Origin of the sequence: Psychrobacter sp. PP-21 (genome assembly GCF_033790785.1) — a bacterium.
In the GTDB taxonomy this organism is placed as follows: domain Bacteria; phylum Pseudomonadota; class Gammaproteobacteria; order Pseudomonadales; family Moraxellaceae; genus Psychrobacter.
Map to the genome: position 1 here is coordinate 29166 of NZ_JAMYEB010000014.1, position 18230 is coordinate 47395.

Sequence of the window (18230 nt, forward strand, 5' to 3'; positions counted from 1 at the left end):
CATTTAGCTTGCAGGAACATCGAAATAGCCAAGATCAAAGTTCATCATTGGATCACTGCCAGCTTTGACCATCTGTGCGTGAGCACTAATACGTGGTAGGACACGACCAACGAAATAGTCAGCAAGCTTAGCTTTGTTGGTATAGAACTCGCCTTCTTGACCATTGGCAGCTTCGACCATTAGCGCAAACATGTAAGAGTAGGCTAGGTAGCCAAAAGCATGCATGTAGTCAACAGCACAGCCGTTGATTTCATTTTTGCGTTCGCCAATATTGCTAAGAACCGTTTTGGTTAGCTCTTCAATAGTATCTGCTGCATCTAGCGTAGCTTGCTTGATAGCGTGATCTGCTTGCATGTTATTCACAAAATCACGAATCTCTTCTAAGAAGTTTGTGACGTACTTACCATTGTTACGAGCAACTTTACGACCCAACAGGTCAAGCGCCTGAATACCGTTAGTCCCTTCATAAATCTGAGCAATACGTGTATCACGAACGATCTGCTCCATACCCCATTCGCGGATATAGCCATGACCACCAAAGACTTGCTGGCAATCGACGGTTGCTTCCAATGCCTTATCAGTCAAGAACGCCTTGGCAACAGGGGTCAATAGAGCAACACGAGCAGAAGCCGCTTTTGCTGACTCAGGGTCAGTACTAAACTTTTCTTCATCAAGATTTTTGGCGACGTACATAGCAAAACAACGTGAAGCTTCATTGTTTACTTTGGCATTCAAGAGCATGCGGCGCACGTCTGCATGATGGATAATAGCATCGGCTGGTTTTTCTGGGCTTTGTAGCTGCGTATCGCTACGGCCTTGACCGCGATCGTTAGCATATAAAGCAGCATTCTGATAAGCAAGCTCAGAACCACCAAGGCCTTGTAGGCCCATCGTGACGCGCTCGTAGTTCATCATGATAAACATAGAAGACAGACCAGTGTTTTCTGCACCAACCATCCAGCCTTTAGCATTATCAAAGTTCATAACACAAGTCGCAGAAGCTTTGATACCCATTTTGTGCTCGATAGAACCTACAGCTAGCGTGTTGCGCTCGCCCAAGCTACCATCGGTATTAACCAAAAACTTTGGTACGACAAATAGTGAGATACCTTTTGAGCCTTCTGGCGCATTTGGTGTCTTTGCTAATACCAAGTGAATGATATTATCGGTAAGGTCATGCTCACCACCAGTGATAAAGATTTTGGTACCAGAGATATTATAGCTGCCATCATCGTTAGGAACGGCTTTGGTCTTGATAATACCCAAATCTGTACCGGCATGTGGCTCAGTCAAACACATAGTTCCTGACCATTCACCGTTGTACATTTTTTCTAGATAAGTCTGTTTTTGTTCTTCAGAACCAGCAGCGTTCAAGCAAAGTGTCGCACCAACGGTCAGATTTGGATACAGTGCAAACGATTGGTTTGCCGTGAAAACCATTTCTTCAGTAAGCATGGTTACCATTTTTGGGAAGCCTTGACCGCCGTATTCAGCGTTACCACTTAACCCAACCCAACCTGACTCAGCATACTGTTTGTAGGCATCTTTGAAACCTGTTGGGGTCGTAACAACGCCGTCACCCTCAAAGGTTGCGCCTTCTTCATCACCGCTACGGTTGATAGGCAGTAGAATATTCTTTGACAGTTTTCCCATTTCTTCTAAAATCATATCGACAGTTTCCATATCGACATGAGCTAGGTTTTCGTTGTTTTGCCAAAATTGTGGCGCTTTAAATACATCATTTAAAATAAAACGCATGTCATTAAGAGGGGCATTATAAACAGCCATAAACATTCCTTTGGTTCAAATGAATAAAATTGGAGGTGTTAAGATTATCAACTGTTCTCTTGATATAACCTTAGCGATTCATACTCAAAGTTTAACAAATAAGCTTGTATGCTAGTGTATTTCTTCGTGAATAGTGCGTGCACCAAAAGTTAGTGGCAGCTATTGTAGTGTTTAAATAAGCCTTAAAAACCATCAGCACATATCAAGAGTGTCTAATTAACAAGTATAGATTATAATTATAATTACGCTGACTACCATTTTTTTGGTGGCTATCTTTTATATAGTTATAAGCATATGCACAAAATAAATCGGCAACATACCGTGGTATGTTGCCGATAAAATACAGTGTCAGTAGTGCTTAATGTCTAATTAAAAAGCAAACTGTTCAACATCCATGCTCATGAACGGCTCAACACCAGTACCGATACGTTGTACATGGGTCGTGGTACGCGGTAATAATTTAGCGAAGTAGAACTGAGCCGTTTTGATCTTCGCGTCATAGAACGCTTTTTCGCCAGTACCATCTGCAATAGCAGTCTGAGCAACCAGTGCCATACGTGCCCATAGGTAAGCTAGGGTCACATAACCACTAAAGTACATATAATCGACAGCAGCGCCGCCGACAGCATCTGGGTTTTCAGTGGCTTGCATGCCGACACGTGCAGTCAAATCGCCCCATTCTTTAATGTGCTTGGCAAGTGGGCGGATGAACTGACCCATCTCGTCATTTTCTTTGTTGTCTTCACAGAATGTTTGGATCACTTTTACAAAGTTTGCAAGTAGCTTGCCTTGTGAGCCCAAAACTTTACGGCCGATCAAATCAAGTGACTGAATCTGAGTTGTCCCTTCATAGATACAAGCAATCGTCGTATCACGTACGTTTTGCTCTAGACCATATTCGGTACAGAAGCCACTACCACCCATGACCTGTACACCATGACCTGCCGCTTCTAGACCTGTTTCAGTCAAGAACGCTTTACCGATTGGCGTTAGGAAAGATAGCATTTGATTGGCATACTTTTGCTCATCGCCATTACCTTTGGCAACGATATCAGCAAACTGAGACATATAACCGATAAGTGCACGGCCACCTTCAGCAAATGCTTTGGTAGTCAATAACATATCGCGAACTGCAGGATGAACAATAATAGGATCTGCTGGCTTTTCAGGAGCCTTAGCACCTTTCAAAGAGCGAAACGCTAAACGATCATTGGCAAACGCAAGGCCACCTTGGAAAGCGAACTGAGCTGCGGTAACCCCCTGAATGGCAGTACCGATACGCGCCACATTCATAAACGTGAACATCGCGTTCAAACCACGGTTTTCTTCACCAATTAAGTAACCAGTTGCACCATCATAGTTCATGACACAAGTCGCAGAGGCTTTGATACCCATCTTGTGCTCGATAGAACCACATGATACTTCGTTACGCTCACCTAAGCTCTCATCATCATTAACGTGGAATTTTGAGACCACAAATAAAGACAAGCCTTTAGTACCTTCTGGCGCATTTGGCAGACGAGCTAGAACGATATGAATGATATTCTCAGACATGTCGTGCTCACCAGCTGAGATCCAGATCTTGCTACCTTTGATGTTATAAGTACCATCGTCGTTAGGCTCAGCTTTTGTACGTACTTGGTTCAAATCTGAACCACACTGAGGCTCAGTCAAGCACATGACGCCAGTCCATTCGCCTGAGATTAACTTTGGTAAGTATTTTTGCTTTTGCTCATCAGTACCATGATGCTCTAGAGTCGCCATACAGCCTTCAGACAGACCAGGATACATTCCGAACGACCAGTTAGCAGTACCCATAAACTCAGAGATTGCTGAGTTTAGTGACATTGGCATATTTTGCCCACCAAACTCTTCTTCAGCTGTCAATGAGGTAAAGCCAAGCTCACAATACTGCTTATAAGCTTCTTTGAAGCCTTTTGGTGTGGTCACGACGCCATTTTCGAAATGACAGCCTTCAGCATCGCCGCTTTGGTTCAATGGCGATAGCTCGTTTTCAGCAAAGCTTGCAGCTGTTTCTAGATAGCTATCTACAATGTCTGCTTCAATATGAGCATAATCATCAATATTTTGATAATGAGTTGTACTATCTAGAAGCTCATGCATGACAAATTTCATATCACGAATAGGGGCTTTATATTGCATGGTATCCTGTCCTTTTTGTAATGTAGTCGATGATCATTCATAGCAAGCATATGGTTGTGCTATTTTCTAGCACGTTGTTCTTACCTAGCCAATCTGAAAATCTAAATAAGTGACAAACAGCAAAGCAGGTCAATCAGGCTGTCGATCACATAAAATAGTGTTGAAAAGAGTAGTGATTGTTAGGGCAATAAGAGATTAAATGCGCTCCAACAAATTCACTATAAAAGATAGGCTTTCATAGATGATTATACAAGTTTGGTCACAGCACTGATAAGTCATGAACCCGCCTTGCATCAGTTATGCAATCGACGTTAGGCACCAATGCTCATCAGTAATAACCGTATAGGAATCTAACGTTACTGACAGGATTAACGCCATGATAATAGGGCATAAAATAAAAAAGCAGTGTTTAATAAACACTGCTAATTAAAAGGGTCTTAAGACACGAACATTTATATAATTATTCGGTAGTATATTGTTTGAGCAGCATCTCAGTGGCAACATCAGCAGGGATGGGTTTGCTGAACCAATAACCTTGCCCCTGTTTGCAGCCCATGTCTAGGAGCACATCGCGTTGCTGCTCAGTTTCGATACCTTCTGCCACTACTTGCATATCTAAAGCTACGGCTAGATCTAAAATGGCTTTTACAATCGCATGCTGGGTACGATCCGTTTCGATATTGGATATAAAGCTCTTATCGACTTTGATAAAGTCAAATGGATACTCTTGTAAATAACTCAAAGACGCATAACCAGTGCCAAAGTCGTCTAGCGCAAGACAAACCCCCAGCTCTTTGAGTGAGTTGAGCTGTTGTCTAACGTTGTCATGGCGCTGAATCAAGGAAGATTCAGTCACTTCAATATGCAGCTGACAGGCAGCAATATCATGCTGTACTAGCAGACCACTGACCATATCAAAAAAGTCAGGATGGCTAAATTCAGCTGCGTCGGCATTGATACAGATATGTTGGCAAAAGCCTTGCTGCTGCCACTCAGATAACTGTTTGGCGATTTGATTTGCCATCTGTGAAAACAGCTCAAATGATAGCTTGTGCGTGAGAATAGCGTCAATAAAATGTATGGGCTTTAGCAGACCACGTGTAGGATGTTGCCAGCGTACCAAGGCTTCAAAACCCGTGATGGCACCCGTATCTAACGAGAGTTTTGGCTGATAGTAGGGAACGAACTGACCGTCAGTAGTCGCAACTCTAAGCTCGGCTTCTAACTGTAGACTGCCTGCCGTTGCCTCTTCAATGGTCTTGTCGTACCAGCGAATATCGTCACCGCCATGCTGTTTGACGTACTGTAATGCTTTTTCTGCCTTCGTCAGTAATCCTGTTACTTGACCATCGTTTTTAGGAAAATAACTGACGCCCACTGAAACATGGCAATAAATATTTGCGTCCGTTGTGGCGCTGTCATTCATAGGGAAAGGGAGTTCGCACATTTGCATCAGTGTATCTAGCTGATGGCGTACCATATTGCCGTCTTTGCATTCGAACAATAATGCAAAATCATCACCACCAAAGTGAGATAAACACCGTAAATGCGCCAATTCGAGTTGCTTAATGCGTTCTACAAAGCTAGTTATTAAGGAGTTAATACCATCAGGTCCTAATAAGTTTGCCAGATTGCGATAACGGTCGATATTGAGACGTACGATGACCACTTCTTGATAAGTATCTAATAAAATATCGCTGGTCTGACTCAAAAACACCTTACGGTTAGGTAATCCGGTAAGTTGATCGTAGTTGAGCAAGTGCGCAACCTGTTTTTGATCTTTAACAACCGAAGACATGTCGCGTAGCATACCAACATGATATACCACGTCTTCAACAGAGATTTTTCGATAGGTCACATGACAGTCAATCATCTGTCCATAGCGATTAGCCATTGAAAAATCAAGCTCATGAAATCCTGTCTCGCTTAGATTGCTTTTGATGTCTTTTAAAATAAGCTGCTCTTCTTCTGACAAAAATTCAGCAGCGTAAATACCAAGTGGACGACCAACCAAAAATGATTCTTTGTAACCAATCAGGAGCTCATAACTGGCATTAACCGTGAGATAACGCAAATTGCCATCCAATATAAATATGGCATCGTCTATCTGCTCACACAGTTCGGTCATTAATTGCTGTTTAATCGATACTGGGATAGGGTCAAAATTGCTCATAATAATGTCTCACAAAAGATAATGACTCATAGAAACAAATAAAGACTGTGATTCAACTGACTAAAATTGAGCTAAGATCACTTTTAATTCTACACAATATAAAACAAAAGTTGTACTTTAATCATGAATTAAAAGATAATGACTATCATTATTGATTATTTATTATAACTATACAAGGCGAGTAAGGTCGTCAAAGCGACGACAGGTACGGTCTCGGTACGCAACACTCGAGTACCGATTTGCCAAGGGGCGAAACCTACTGATTCTGCTTTTTGGCACTCATCATCACTAAGCCCACCTTCAGGACCAATCAATAGTTCAATATATGGTGATTCTTGTTTAAGTACAGTTTCCAGTATCTCTGGTTTGGCAGGTTGACCTGCTGCCGGTACACTCATTTGCAACCGTAAATCTGCTGCGCTCTCTAGTACTTGATAGTACTTGTCTTTACTGAGTGTAGAGACAATAGGGCTGACCGCTGTCTTATTGTTTGGGGATTCAGTAGGGGCTAGCCAGTCACGAATAGACAATGGAGCCAGGATAAGTGGCGGGCGATTGAGACCGCATTGCTCACAAGCTGCTATGGCTACTTGTTGCCAATGCGCTAGCTTTTTTTCAACTTGTGCAGGCTTTAAGTTAACTTCACCATGATGGCTGCTGAGCAGTTGTATGGCAGTTACACCAAGCTCTGTTGCTTTTTGAATGGCGTAATCCATACGTTCGCCGCGACTCATCACCAACCCAATCTTGCTGATGATAGGTGCGGTGCGATCATCGTCAAGATGCAAGAGTAAGGTAGCAATCGCTTTCTTCTTACTGATTGTCTGTAGCTGTACCTGATACTCACCACCGAATCCATCAAACAAGATGCCCTGATCACCGACATTGGCACGCAAAACTCGGCACCAGTGATGGATGATGCTGTCTGGTAATTCAATATCGCTACCCTGAGACAGTTCACTCAATTTAGGCAGTAGCGGGGCATCGGCGTTGTCACTATCAATGGTATAAAAAAAACGTCGCACGAGGTCTTATTCCTATTGTTTGATTGGGAGCGTTTATTATCGGGTCCATAGAATATCACTTGAGCCACCTAAAGGCATGGCTTTTATGATAATTATTGTTTAATGCAACCACTCGTTATATAGACAATACTATCGCACAGTGAAGGAAAAATAAAAAAATAATTAAGATAAAGTGTATCCTGTAAAATATAAAAGGTAATAGCCCAAAATTTTCCAATAAAAAACTGGCACTCCTAAGAGCGCCAGTTATCAATCAGTCAATTAGATTTATTTATAAATATCAACAACTAAGCAGTTAATCTTACTCAGCAGTTAAGCCTAGTGCTTCAACCAAGCGTTTGTTTGGCTCGACTTTATTCATGCTATAAAAATGCATGGCTGGCACACCCTCGGCAATCAAGCGTTCACATAAGCGATAAACCACATCAAACCCAAACTCACGGATGGCTTTGTTGTCGTCACCAAAGTCGGCCAAGCGCTTACGTACATAGCGTGGAATATCAGCACCGCAGCTATCAGCAAAGCGTATCAGATTGCTAGAGTTGGTAATTGGCATAATACCAGCCACCAATGGCTGTGCATCGGTATCGATACCGCGTTTCTCTAGTGTGTCACGCAGATATAGATAGCTGTCTGCATTATAAAAGAACTGCGTAATCGATGCATTGGCACCAGCATGATATTTATTTACCAGATTATCGACATCGAACTCAAAGCTGCGTGCTTGTGGGTGCATCTCAGGATAAGAAGCCACTTCGATATGAAAGTGATCCCCTGAGTGTTCACGGATAAATCTGACCAAATCTACTGCAAATGGGAGTTCACCCATACCGACCTGACCTGATGGTAAGTCACCACGCAATGCGACAAGACGTCTGATCCCTAAGCTTTTGTAAAACTCAAGCAACTCAGCGATCTCAGACTTGTCATCGCCGATACAAGACATGTGCGGCGCAATTTCGGTATCTCCGCGTGCGCTTAGTGCTTTTACGATATCTAAAGTACGGTTACGGGTCGAACCACCAGCACCGTAGGTCACTGAAAAATACGCTGGTGACAGCGTATTCAACTCATCATAAGTTCTGAGAAGCTTTTCGTGACCCAGCTCGGTTTTTGCAGGAAAGAACTCAAAGGAGAAAGCAGGCTTACTCACAATTAGGCTCCTTTTAGTATTTATAAGCATCAGGCTTGAACGGGCCTTCAACGGGCACACCCAAATACTCAGCTTGTTTTTGGGTCAGCTTAGTTAGCGTACCATTAAAACCTGCAACCATAGCAGCGGCTACTTCTTCGTCTAGCTTCTTCGGTAATACTTTTACGTATAAGTTGTCAAAACGCTCATCAGTCGGCAGATCAGCAAATTTTTCTTCGAACAGATACATCTGTGCCAATACTTGGTTGGCAAATGAGCCGTCCATCACGCGTGATGGGTGACCAGTAGCATTACCTAAGTTTACTAGGCGACCTTCAGCAAGCAGGATCAAATAATCGTTTTCGTCATCTGAGCGGAAGATTTGATGCACTTGTGGTTTGATCTCAACCCAGCGCCAGTTGTCACGCATAAACTGAGTATCGATTTCGGTATCGAAATGACCGATGTTACATACAACAGCACCAGGTTTAAGGGCTGCTAGCATATGACGATCACAAACATGGTAGTTACCAGTGGTTGTGACGATCATGTCAGTGTCTTCAAGCAAGCGTTTGTTGATGTTGTCTGCGCCGCCAGTGTTGTCACCGTCGATGTATGGTGATAATACTTCAAAGCCGTCCATACATGCCTGCATGGCACAGATTGGATCAACTTCTGAGACGCGTACGATCATGCCTTCTTGGCGTAAGCTTTGTGTAGAGCCTTTGCCCACATCACCGTAACCGATAACCAGAGCGCGGCGACCAGCAAGGAACATGTCGGTAGCGCGTTTAATAGCATCGTTTAAGCTATGGCGGCAGCCGTATTTATTATCATTTTTAGACTTGGTAACCGCATCGTTGACGTTGATGGCTGGTACTTTAAGTGTGCCGCTGCCAAGCATTTCAACCAGACGATGTACACCAGTGGTGGTCTCTTCTGAGATACCATGGATGTTATCAAGGAGCTCAGCATAATCATCATGGATAAGAGCGGTCAAATCACCACCATCATCCAAGATTAAGTTAGCATCCCAAAGCTGACCTGACGCTTCGCCACCAACATGTACTTGCTGACGTAGGCACCATTCATACTCTTCTTCTGTTTCGCCTTTCCAAGCATAAACAGAGATACCCGCAGCAGCAATCGCCGCAGCAGCATGATCCTGAGTTGAGAAAATGTTACATGAGGTCCAGCGTACTTCAGCACCTAGCGCGACGAGTGTCTCGATAAGTACGGCAGTCTGGATGGTCATGTGGATACAGCCAGCGATTTTCGCGCCTTTAAGTGGCTGGTCTGCTTCGTAGCGACGACGCAAGCCCATTAGGGCAGGCATTTCGGCTTCAGCAAGGGTGATTTCACGGCGACCGTAATCAGCAAGGCTGATGTCAGCGACTTTATAGTCAGTGAAAGAGGGATCGATCGTATGGGCAGATGGTGTAGTAGACACTGCGTCCATAATATGCTCCTATCAGTGGTTAACGAATGATAAAAAGAATAAAAACGCAGGTGCCGTTGTTTGCGCTGCGAGCGACCAAAACGATGGATACTCAACAGTTAACCGAGCCTAACATAACCTGTGATTGCATAACTTTAGAATATTGATGCAGTAAATCACTATTATGGCGCAACACCTCTCGGAGGTCGTTATTGTAATAGATGAGTGGTTAATTGTCACCTATTGACTGAGATAAATGATAGGCAGTCATGGCATAAGCCTCTGTATATTTTTCATAGGTATAAAAAAAGGCCACCTGTAGATGACCTTTTATATTTAGATATTTTTTGATGCTACTCAGCCAATGTTAGTACCACTTGTAAGTCAAAGTGGTAAAGTAACTCGTACCTTCTGTGGCGTACTCATTACCGAATTGGCTTGCAAGGGTATAATCCTCATCAGTAATATTATCTACACGCAGGTTAGCACGTAGATTAGGTGTAATATAGGCACTCCCACTCAAGTTAAGCAGTGTATAGCTATCAAGTTCATTGTTTTCAGTTGTTAGTCTATCATCACTATATTTCGCCTCTAAGCGCATATCAAACATAGGCTGCTGATATCCAATATAAACTAAACCACTATTTTTAGGGCGGTAGGGAAGCTGTTGATCAAAGTTGGCATTAGTTTTGGTTTTGTTCTTAGCGTCTAAGTAGTCATACCCTAGGCCAAATATAAAGGCACTCATATTCCAATCTGAAGTCAAACTCAAACCTTTTATTTTTGCTTCACTAATGTTTGTACCACTTGCAATAAGGTCTTCTGCGTCTGTGTGATAGCCTGTCAATCTTGAAGTTTGCATATCGTTAACGTATTCAACGAATACTTCAGTATTCTCAGTTCTTTCAGGCTTTAGGTTTGGATTGTTATCCCCTGGGTAATATAAATCGTTAAAAGTTGGTGCGCGAAAGCCTGTGGCATAATTTGCACCGATGCGCATACCAGCTAGCGGACGTATGGCTGCCCCTAAGTTGTACGTGCTTTCATTACCATATTGTGAGTTGTCATCTACACGATAGTTGGCTTGCAAGTCATAATAAGTATCCGCTAATTGATAACCTACAAAAGCACTCTTAACATCTCTATCGTCAGGGTTATAGGCAGTTTGCACCGCAGGATCAGGGAAGTTTGAAAAGTCTAAAACGTCTGAAGCATCTAATTTTTGTGATAACCATTCTGCACCCACAATGACGGTGCCAGGTTGCGCGTTAATACTAGTCTCTAAGCGTGCTTGCTCTTGAGTGGTATCAAACTGGCTACCATTGTCGTAACTGATAGAGTTGTTATCATGAGAGGTTGATTTATCAATACTTTGACCGTAGCTAAGTTTAGTAAGAGTTAATGGGGTTTTGTATTGTAGATAGGCGTTAGCGCTACCGTTTTTTTGATCAGAGTAAGCGTAAGGAATGACTTCTCCAGCTGAGTCAAACTCAGTCTTAGAGTCTGAATATAAGCCACTAATCCCTGCACTTAATGCATTTGTGAACTTGTGCTGTAGTGCCAAACTGACATTGGTAGATTCAAAGCCATCATCATCAGGGTTATAATCAAAAGAATTACGATTAGCAATCGCGTTAAAACCATCAGTTTCGTTGCGACTTACACCCAAGCTCATTGATGAAGTGTCGTTTTTGAGTTGGCCTGTCACACCGACTTGATAGTGATTATTACTACCATAACCAACTGTAGCAGAGACATTAGATTGGTCTACACTATTGCCCTTAGTAAAAATTTGAATAACACCGCCCATAGCATCTGAGCCATAAAGACTTGATCCTGAAGCGCCATATAAAATCTCAATACGATCAATTTGATCCGCTGATAATAGATTTAGTGATGGACTACCCAAAGATACTGAGCTGTAACGAACGCCATCGATAAGCACCAATACCTGCTTGCTATCGTAACCACGCATATAAAAGTTACTGGTTGTTCCCATGCCGCCGCTTTGCGTAATGTTGATACCGGGTTGATTTTTTAATACATCAGTGACTGTTTGACCCTGATAACGTTGTAATTCTTCCTTATTAATTACTCGTGTTTGCGCAATAACATTACTGGTCTTGGTAGGCGTACGCGTCGCTGTCACGACGATCTCGTCAAGTTCAACCTGTGGCAAGTCACTATCACTGATAGCCGTATCTTGAATGGTAGCTGCCATCGCAGTATTTGCGGCAAGTAAACCAAGTGCACTTAAGATGCTTAGACGAAGATAGGTATTAGATGACGAACGTGAAGAAAACATAATCAATTCCAGAATAATCCCATGAAGGATGGCAAAAATAAAAGGTAACTGTTGTGATGTGATGGGCATCAAAAGTTACAAAAAAAAGCATATAAGTAAGGCTGCGCTCATTATCTATAAAAGTTAGCACTTTATAAACCACTTTAACTTAATATTTATTCAGGGTAGCGTGAGTGGAATTCATGATGAGATGTTGATCCTTTGATTAAAGGTAACTTCCTCTTGATTACGGAGAGAGATGAATAATTAGGATCGCTCATTCACATAGATGACAACAAAAATGCATAATCAAAAGCACTGCTGTTATAAATAATTGTTATCATAGTACAGATATTATATGTTCTTAATCGTGTCACCTATAAAGTTAAGAGGTTTGCCTTGTCTACTAAGCATAATCTGCCGTCTACTACTGCGTTTTTTTCATTGAACGCCATTACTAAAATACCGTTAGCAGTTATTTTGCTTTTGTTGGTCACGATGGTGGGTATTGCGATGCCCAATAAGGCTTTTGCTCTTGAGGCAGGCGCGCTTGGGGTAGGTGGTGACAGTAGTGAAGAGATGGTAAGTGGACCATTACCTGATTCATTTGGGCGCGATACGCCGCGTCATACCGTACAGGGTTTTATCAGTGCGCTGGGCGAAAATGACTACTTGCTGGCAAGTAACTATCTAAATTTGTCCAAGTCCGATAACCCAACGACCGTTGTGCGTCAGTTCAAACAAGCATTAGATGCAGGAGGGCGGTTCCAGCCTGATTTACAGATTAGTAATCTGCCTGGTGGCAATCTCACCGACCAGTTACCACCCAACCAAGAAAATGTGGGTGTGATCAGTATCGGTGAAAAAAATGTGTCATTGTTACTAGAAAGGGTAGTATCCGAAGATAACGAGCAGTACTGGCAGTTCTCAAGTGAAACGCTCGCTTCCGTACCAGAAGTCATAGAAAATACTGAGCCGACGTTGGTATCGCGTTATACCTTTGACTCACTTGACGGCAAAAAACTCTTTGGCTATCAGTTGGCTGACTTGGTCGCTGCGCTAACGATGATTGTGAGTAGTTTTGTGCTCACGTATATTGCTGTGTGGCTACTGTATCATTTACTAAGAATCACTTATCCTCGTGTGCGTGGTACGCCATTACCATTACCGAATAAAGTCATATTGCCACTTGCTGTCGTTATTATGGCGCTGATATTGTCAGAAGTCATGGTCTATGCTGGCGTGTCAGTCACGCTGCGTGAGCCTGTCAATCGCTTTACTGATATTGCTTCATGGGTAGCAACCACTTGGCTGTTGCTGCGGGTTATCGATGCTATATTTACGCGCGCGGTCAATCTAAGCTATAAGAAAAACTACACTGAGCGTGTCTCGATATTGGGACTGATGCGAAAAGTGGTCAAAGCGTTGCTATTGATATTTGCGGTCATCGTTATTTTTGGCAATTTGGGCTTTGACTTGACGACTGGTATCGCTGCATTGGGTGTGGGTGGTTTAGCCTTAGCACTTGGTGCGCAAAAGACTATTGAAAACCTCGTTGGTAGTGTCGTGGTGGTGGCAGATTCGCCCGTACGTATCGGTGATTATTGTAAGTTTGGTACTTACGAAGGCACCGTGATTGATATTGGTATTCGCTCCTCGCGCGTACGCACCTTATCACGAACGATTGTCACCGTACCGAATGGTGATTTTTCGTCGATGCAGATTGAAAACTTTACCTCTCGTGATATGTTTCAGTTTTACCATAAGCTATATCTCAAACGTAACGCTGATATCGATGTGGTATTCAAAATGGTCACAGATTTGGATAATTTTCTGAAAGAACATGAGATGACCAACCAAGAGTGGAACCAAGTCAATATTTCAGAGCTGCGTCAAGACTGTTACGTGATTCAGCTACAGGCATATCTTAACGCCAATAACGTTGTTGATTTCTATGACAAGCAAAATGTATTGTTCGTTGAGGTATTGAACCAAGTGGCAAAATACAAGGTCGAGCATGCATTGCCCACCCAGCAGCTGATCGTCAATCAGGCTGAGCTTGAACATCATATAGACAGTACGGTAGATGAAACAATAGAAGAAGATACATCAAATGATAGCAGCGGTAATGGTGATGAGACAACGGTAAGCACAGACAGCAGTGACAATCATGCTAGTACTGGCCTTAACGACAATATAGGTAATGACAACATCAGAAACGATACCAAAAAACCCAATTCATCTATGGCAACCGTTACCAGAAAAGGGGCACTCAAAGCATTAAAACATAAAAGTCATATGCTTAGAAAAAGTAAATTTAAGCACACAAAAAACAAATTTAATCTTTCTATATGGAATCAACCGTAAGCGCTATGCTGAACGGTGCTAAGTTCAACAGAGTTGTGTTTAATAGCATCATGTTTCATGACAGTAGTTGTTACAACGGCACAGCGGTTTTATTACGTAGTGAGCCGTAGTATGACCAAAGCAGTAGGCTGGCAGCGCTGCGATAGGGCGACCAATGCTGAGTGAGGTTTTTGAGTTGCTTAGGCGTTGGTCGCTCTGCTAAGCCTAGTAAATGCATGGCACCAACTTTGATGGCTAGGTCATCAATAGCAAACACATCTGCACGCTTTAAAGAAAACAATAAGTACATCTCAGCAGTCCAACGTCCAATGCCTATCACAGCTGTCAAGGTTGTTATAACCTCTTCATTTGATAAGGTTTCCAATAATGCAAAGTCGATATCATGATCGACTAATGAGCGGACGTAGCGAGTTTTTTGTTTAGATAGTCCTTGAGCTTTCAGGTCTTCGTCCGTCGCTTGATGTATTGCCTGCGGCGTTATTAACTCTGCATTAACCAAACGTTGCCATATACTAGCCGCCGCCGCTACAGATAATTGCTGACCGACCATCGCTCTCATCAACTGCTCAAACCCACCTGCATTGTGTCTTAGACTAGGTGTGCCTACCTGTTCATAGACGGAGGCAAATTTTGGCTCAATAGCAATCAACGCAGTGATGTTCTCCTGTAGCTCTTGACTGTTTTCAATAGTTTGTATGCTCATAATAAGATCGCTTTTCTAATGAGTAGATATTTTGATGGATATCATAGCAAAGAGTGGTGGGTTTATATCAGTAGGCAAGTGGCTAAACGTTAAACAATTAGAAAAATGTATAAGCTACAGACAAAAAAAGGACTACTTGGTTGTAGTCCTTTTTTTAATACCGCTCAATTGTTAGCGAGTAATCTATTCGCCGTCTGCCTTTGGCTTCTTGAGCAATACGAGTACAGCGCCATTACCGCCGTCTTTTGGCGGTGCAGAGCAAAAGGCCAGTACTTCTGGTAATTGACGCAACCACCCGTTGATACAGGTTTTTAGAATTGCTTCACTACCTTTGCCATGTACGATTTTTACCATGGTCTCGTTACTTTGTTTTGCTTGGCTCAGCAGCTTAGTCATGGCATCGCGCGCTTCTTCTATCGTACAGCCATGAATATCTACTGCATCGTACCAGCGCAACTTACCTTTTTTAAGCTGATCGAAAATTTTGTTTTGGAGCGTTGGCTGCTTATAGGACAAATAAGCTTCAGCTGCAACAGGATTCAGTAGGGCTTGCATATCTGACAATCCTGCACCTAAATCACTGGCTTCGCTACCCTGAGCTGCTGCACGTTTTGAAAGTGTCGCTGCATCAGGTTTGCCTGCTTTAGTTGTGCTAGCAGGTGAGCGGACGTTCTTGTCTTCTAACTGATTCACCCCGTGCATGGCTTGCATGAACAGCACCTTATCATCATCGATATGTTCGCTATCGAGCTGTTTGACGGTTTTTTTGACTTGTTTTTGAGTCAATAGTGATACAGGCTCAGTTGGTTTTTGGTTCTCACCTTCAGGTGAATTGGTATCACGACCTTTACTCAATTGGCCTTTTAGTTCTTTGAGCTGGTCTTGCATTTCTTTTGAAAACAGAGAGTTTGACATAAAAGTTAACGTATCGTTGATTAATGAATGTTGGGTTAGCTGATAGCACGCCTGCTTTGTAGAAACTATTTGGTGCTATCGCCGCTTGAATATGTGAGTTACTTTACTCGTCTACTGTAACGCCCGCAAGTAAGGATTGTAACGCTTGTCCAGGATGGTCCGTTTTCATAAACTGTTCACCGATCAAAAAGTGCTGAATTTCATTACTAAGCATCAGCCGAATATCATCGCTATTGTGAATCCCGCTTTCGGTTACGATCAGTGGTTTTTTATCAGCGTTATCTGCCTCACTATCAGTCGCGAGTGCTTCGGTCAACCTGCTTTTTAGATCAAGCGTGGTTTGTAGATCCACATCGAACGTATTCAAATCACGGTTATTGATACCATAAATATTATGCTCTGAACGTGGCAGCTTTAGCGCCCGCTCAAGCTCGGATTTGGTATGTACTTCTATCAATACATCCATACCAAGCTCGATACTTAGCGCATGCAGCTCTTGCACTTGTGCATCGTCTAGGCAGGCCATGATGAGCAGAATACAGTCAGCACCCATTAAGTAAGATTGATATATCTGATACGCATCAATCATAAAGTCTTTGCGTAGTATCGGCAGGCTTGAGGTGTTGGCTGCTTGAATCAGGTAGATGTCATCGCCCTGAAAGTAGTCACGATCTGTCAGCACGGACAGACAGGTGGCGCCTGCTTGCTCGTACTGCTGAGCAAACAGAGTAGGGGTAAAGTTATGATTGATGACCCCTTTAGATGGTGAAGCTTTTTTAATCTCAGCGATGATACCAACGCCATTGCCCTTAGAGCTGACGGCACGTAAGGCAGCTGCAAATCCACGACGGGATTTATGATCCGCTGCGACCTGTGCTTGCAAATCCTCAAGGGGTAGTGCTGCACGAGCTGCTTTTACTTCTTCTACTTTGGTTGCGACGATGCGTTGTAGTACCGAAGGTATGTCTGAGTGAGTTGTGGTCATACGAGTGTCCGAATATCGTTAAATTGAGTAGAAAATAATGAACAAGTTTATGTTTTATAAATGGCAGTAAATTAACCCTGAGCCACGAGCTGTTGTGTATAAGCAGCCAAAGATTCAAGTTTAAGTAAAGCATCACCATTTTGTATGACTTTTTGTGCTCGGCTGACACCATTAGGGTAGTTACTGGCAAGACCTGCAGTATATATAGCTGCGCCTGCATTCAACGCAATCATGTCACGTGCTTTGAGGACGGCGCGATCATGGGTATCATTACCAGACAGAGCGGCGCGAATCAGCTCAAGGCTTTGCGCTGGAGAGTCGACATCGAGACCGATCAGGGTTTGGGATTCGATACCTGCATCTTCTGGCATCATCTCATAAACAGAGATCTCGCCATCTTTTAGTTCAGCGACTGTGGTTGACGTTGCAAGACTGATCTCATCTAGACCGTCTTTTGCACCGACAACCATGACATGGCGTGCACCTAGATTTTTCATTACTTTTGCGATCGGCTCACACAACTGTGCGGTAAATACACCAATGACTAGGTTAGGGGTGCCCGCTGGATTGGTCAATGGTCCCAAAATATTAAAGATCGTGCGTGCTTTTAGCTCACGGCGTACAGGATTGGCATAGCGCATGGCGCTGTGGTGATTGGGAGCAAACAAAAAGCCGATACCTTCGTTCTCAATACAGTCTTTTGCTTGTGCTGGACTAAGCGCTAGACTGATACCTGCCTGCTCAAGCAAGTCGGAGCTACCAGACTTGGTTGAGACGCCGCGATTACCGTGTTTGGCTACCTGCGCGCCAGCCGCCGCAACCACTAATGCTGATGCAGTCGAAACATTAAATAAATTAGCACCATCACCGCCAGTACCAACGATATCAACTAAATAATCGCAGTTCTTTGGTTCAATATTGGCGGCTAGTGCACGCATGGCACTGGCTGATGCGGTAATCTCATCGATCGATTCACCCTTCATGCGTAGACCTGTCAAGATAGCGCCCATCATGGCATCACTACATCTGCCTTGCATGATGATAAGCATCACTTGATACATCTCATCAAAGGTTAGGTCAATATGCTGAAAAATTCTACCGAGCGCTGACGTTAGCAGTTGATGCGTTTGGTCGTCAGACAGTTTTTCGATACTCTCTGGGGTGTGCGTTTCTTCTGTTTTTGTTGTATTCATTATGATCTCGCTTATGATTATTCTTTATGTAAATCTGTGTAAAACTTGGCATGAGTTTATGCAA

Annotated in this window: 12 protein-coding genes; 1 reads left to right on the forward strand and 11 read right to left on the reverse strand. The window is 43.1% G+C overall.

Annotated features, from left to right (window positions below; all coding sequences use genetic code 11):
* Positions 1 to 3: 3 nt before the first annotated feature.
* The 7 genes from NJD71_RS10665 to NJD71_RS10695 form a co-directional block, all read right to left on the reverse strand.
* Entirely contained in the window at positions 4 to 1788 is a 1785-nt protein-coding gene (locus NJD71_RS10665) for an acyl-CoA dehydrogenase C-terminal domain-containing protein (protein ID WP_319051950.1), read from the reverse strand.
* Positions 1789 to 2157: 369 nt separating this feature from the next.
* A complete protein-coding gene (locus tag NJD71_RS10670) occupies positions 2158 to 3951 on the reverse strand; it encodes an acyl-CoA dehydrogenase C-terminal domain-containing protein (protein ID WP_319051951.1) in 1794 nt (597 codons plus the stop codon).
* Between the two features lie 460 nt (positions 3952 to 4411).
* Positions 4412 to 6124, reverse strand: a complete 1713-nt coding sequence (locus NJD71_RS10675; RefSeq protein ID WP_319051952.1) for a putative bifunctional diguanylate cyclase/phosphodiesterase — start codon at positions 6122 to 6124, stop codon at positions 4412 to 4414.
* 155 nt (positions 6125 to 6279) lie between these two features.
* A complete protein-coding gene (locus tag NJD71_RS10680) occupies positions 6280 to 7149 on the reverse strand; it encodes a 16S rRNA (uracil(1498)-N(3))-methyltransferase (RefSeq protein WP_319051953.1) in 870 nt (289 codons plus the stop codon).
* Positions 7150 to 7450: 301 nt separating this feature from the next.
* A complete protein-coding gene (locus NJD71_RS10685; protein ID WP_442967676.1) occupies positions 7451 to 8305 on the reverse strand; it encodes a methylenetetrahydrofolate reductase in 855 nt (284 codons plus the stop codon).
* Positions 8306 to 8315: 10 nt separating this feature from the next.
* A complete protein-coding gene (gene ahcY, locus NJD71_RS10690) occupies positions 8316 to 9740 on the reverse strand; it encodes an adenosylhomocysteinase (RefSeq protein WP_319051955.1) in 1425 nt (474 codons plus the stop codon).
* 346 nt (positions 9741 to 10086) lie between these two features.
* Positions 10087 to 12024 (reverse strand): TonB-dependent receptor domain-containing protein, encoded by a 1938-nt coding sequence (locus tag NJD71_RS10695; protein WP_319051956.1) that lies wholly within the window; start codon positions 12022 to 12024, stop codon positions 10087 to 10089.
* A 477-nt stretch (positions 12025 to 12501) separates the two neighbouring features.
* On the opposite strand from NJD71_RS10695, the gene NJD71_RS10700 reads away from it, so the two are divergent.
* The gene (locus NJD71_RS10700; RefSeq protein ID WP_442967677.1) at positions 12502 to 14370 is read left to right on the forward strand and encodes a mechanosensitive ion channel family protein; all 1869 of its coding nucleotides are present in this window, start codon (positions 12502 to 12504) and stop codon (positions 14368 to 14370) included.
* 70 nt (positions 14371 to 14440) lie between these two features.
* On the opposite strand, the gene NJD71_RS10705 is transcribed toward NJD71_RS10700, so the two are convergent.
* The 4 genes from NJD71_RS10705 to trpD form a co-directional block, all read right to left on the reverse strand.
* Complete coding sequence (locus tag NJD71_RS10705) at positions 14441 to 15073, reverse strand: DNA-3-methyladenine glycosylase family protein (RefSeq protein WP_319051958.1); 633 nt, start codon at positions 15071 to 15073, stop codon at positions 14441 to 14443.
* A gap of 183 nt (positions 15074 to 15256) precedes the next feature.
* The gene (locus NJD71_RS10710; protein WP_319051959.1) at positions 15257 to 15988 is read right to left on the reverse strand and encodes a Smr/MutS family protein; all 732 of its coding nucleotides are present in this window, start codon (positions 15986 to 15988) and stop codon (positions 15257 to 15259) included.
* A gap of 103 nt (positions 15989 to 16091) precedes the next feature.
* A complete protein-coding gene (gene trpC / locus NJD71_RS10715; RefSeq protein WP_319051960.1) occupies positions 16092 to 16973 on the reverse strand; it encodes an indole-3-glycerol phosphate synthase TrpC in 882 nt (293 codons plus the stop codon).
* Positions 16974 to 17044: 71 nt separating this feature from the next.
* Entirely contained in the window at positions 17045 to 18166 is a 1122-nt protein-coding gene (gene trpD / locus NJD71_RS10720; RefSeq protein ID WP_319051961.1) for an anthranilate phosphoribosyltransferase, read from the reverse strand.
* Positions 18167 to 18230: the final 64 nt, after the last annotated feature.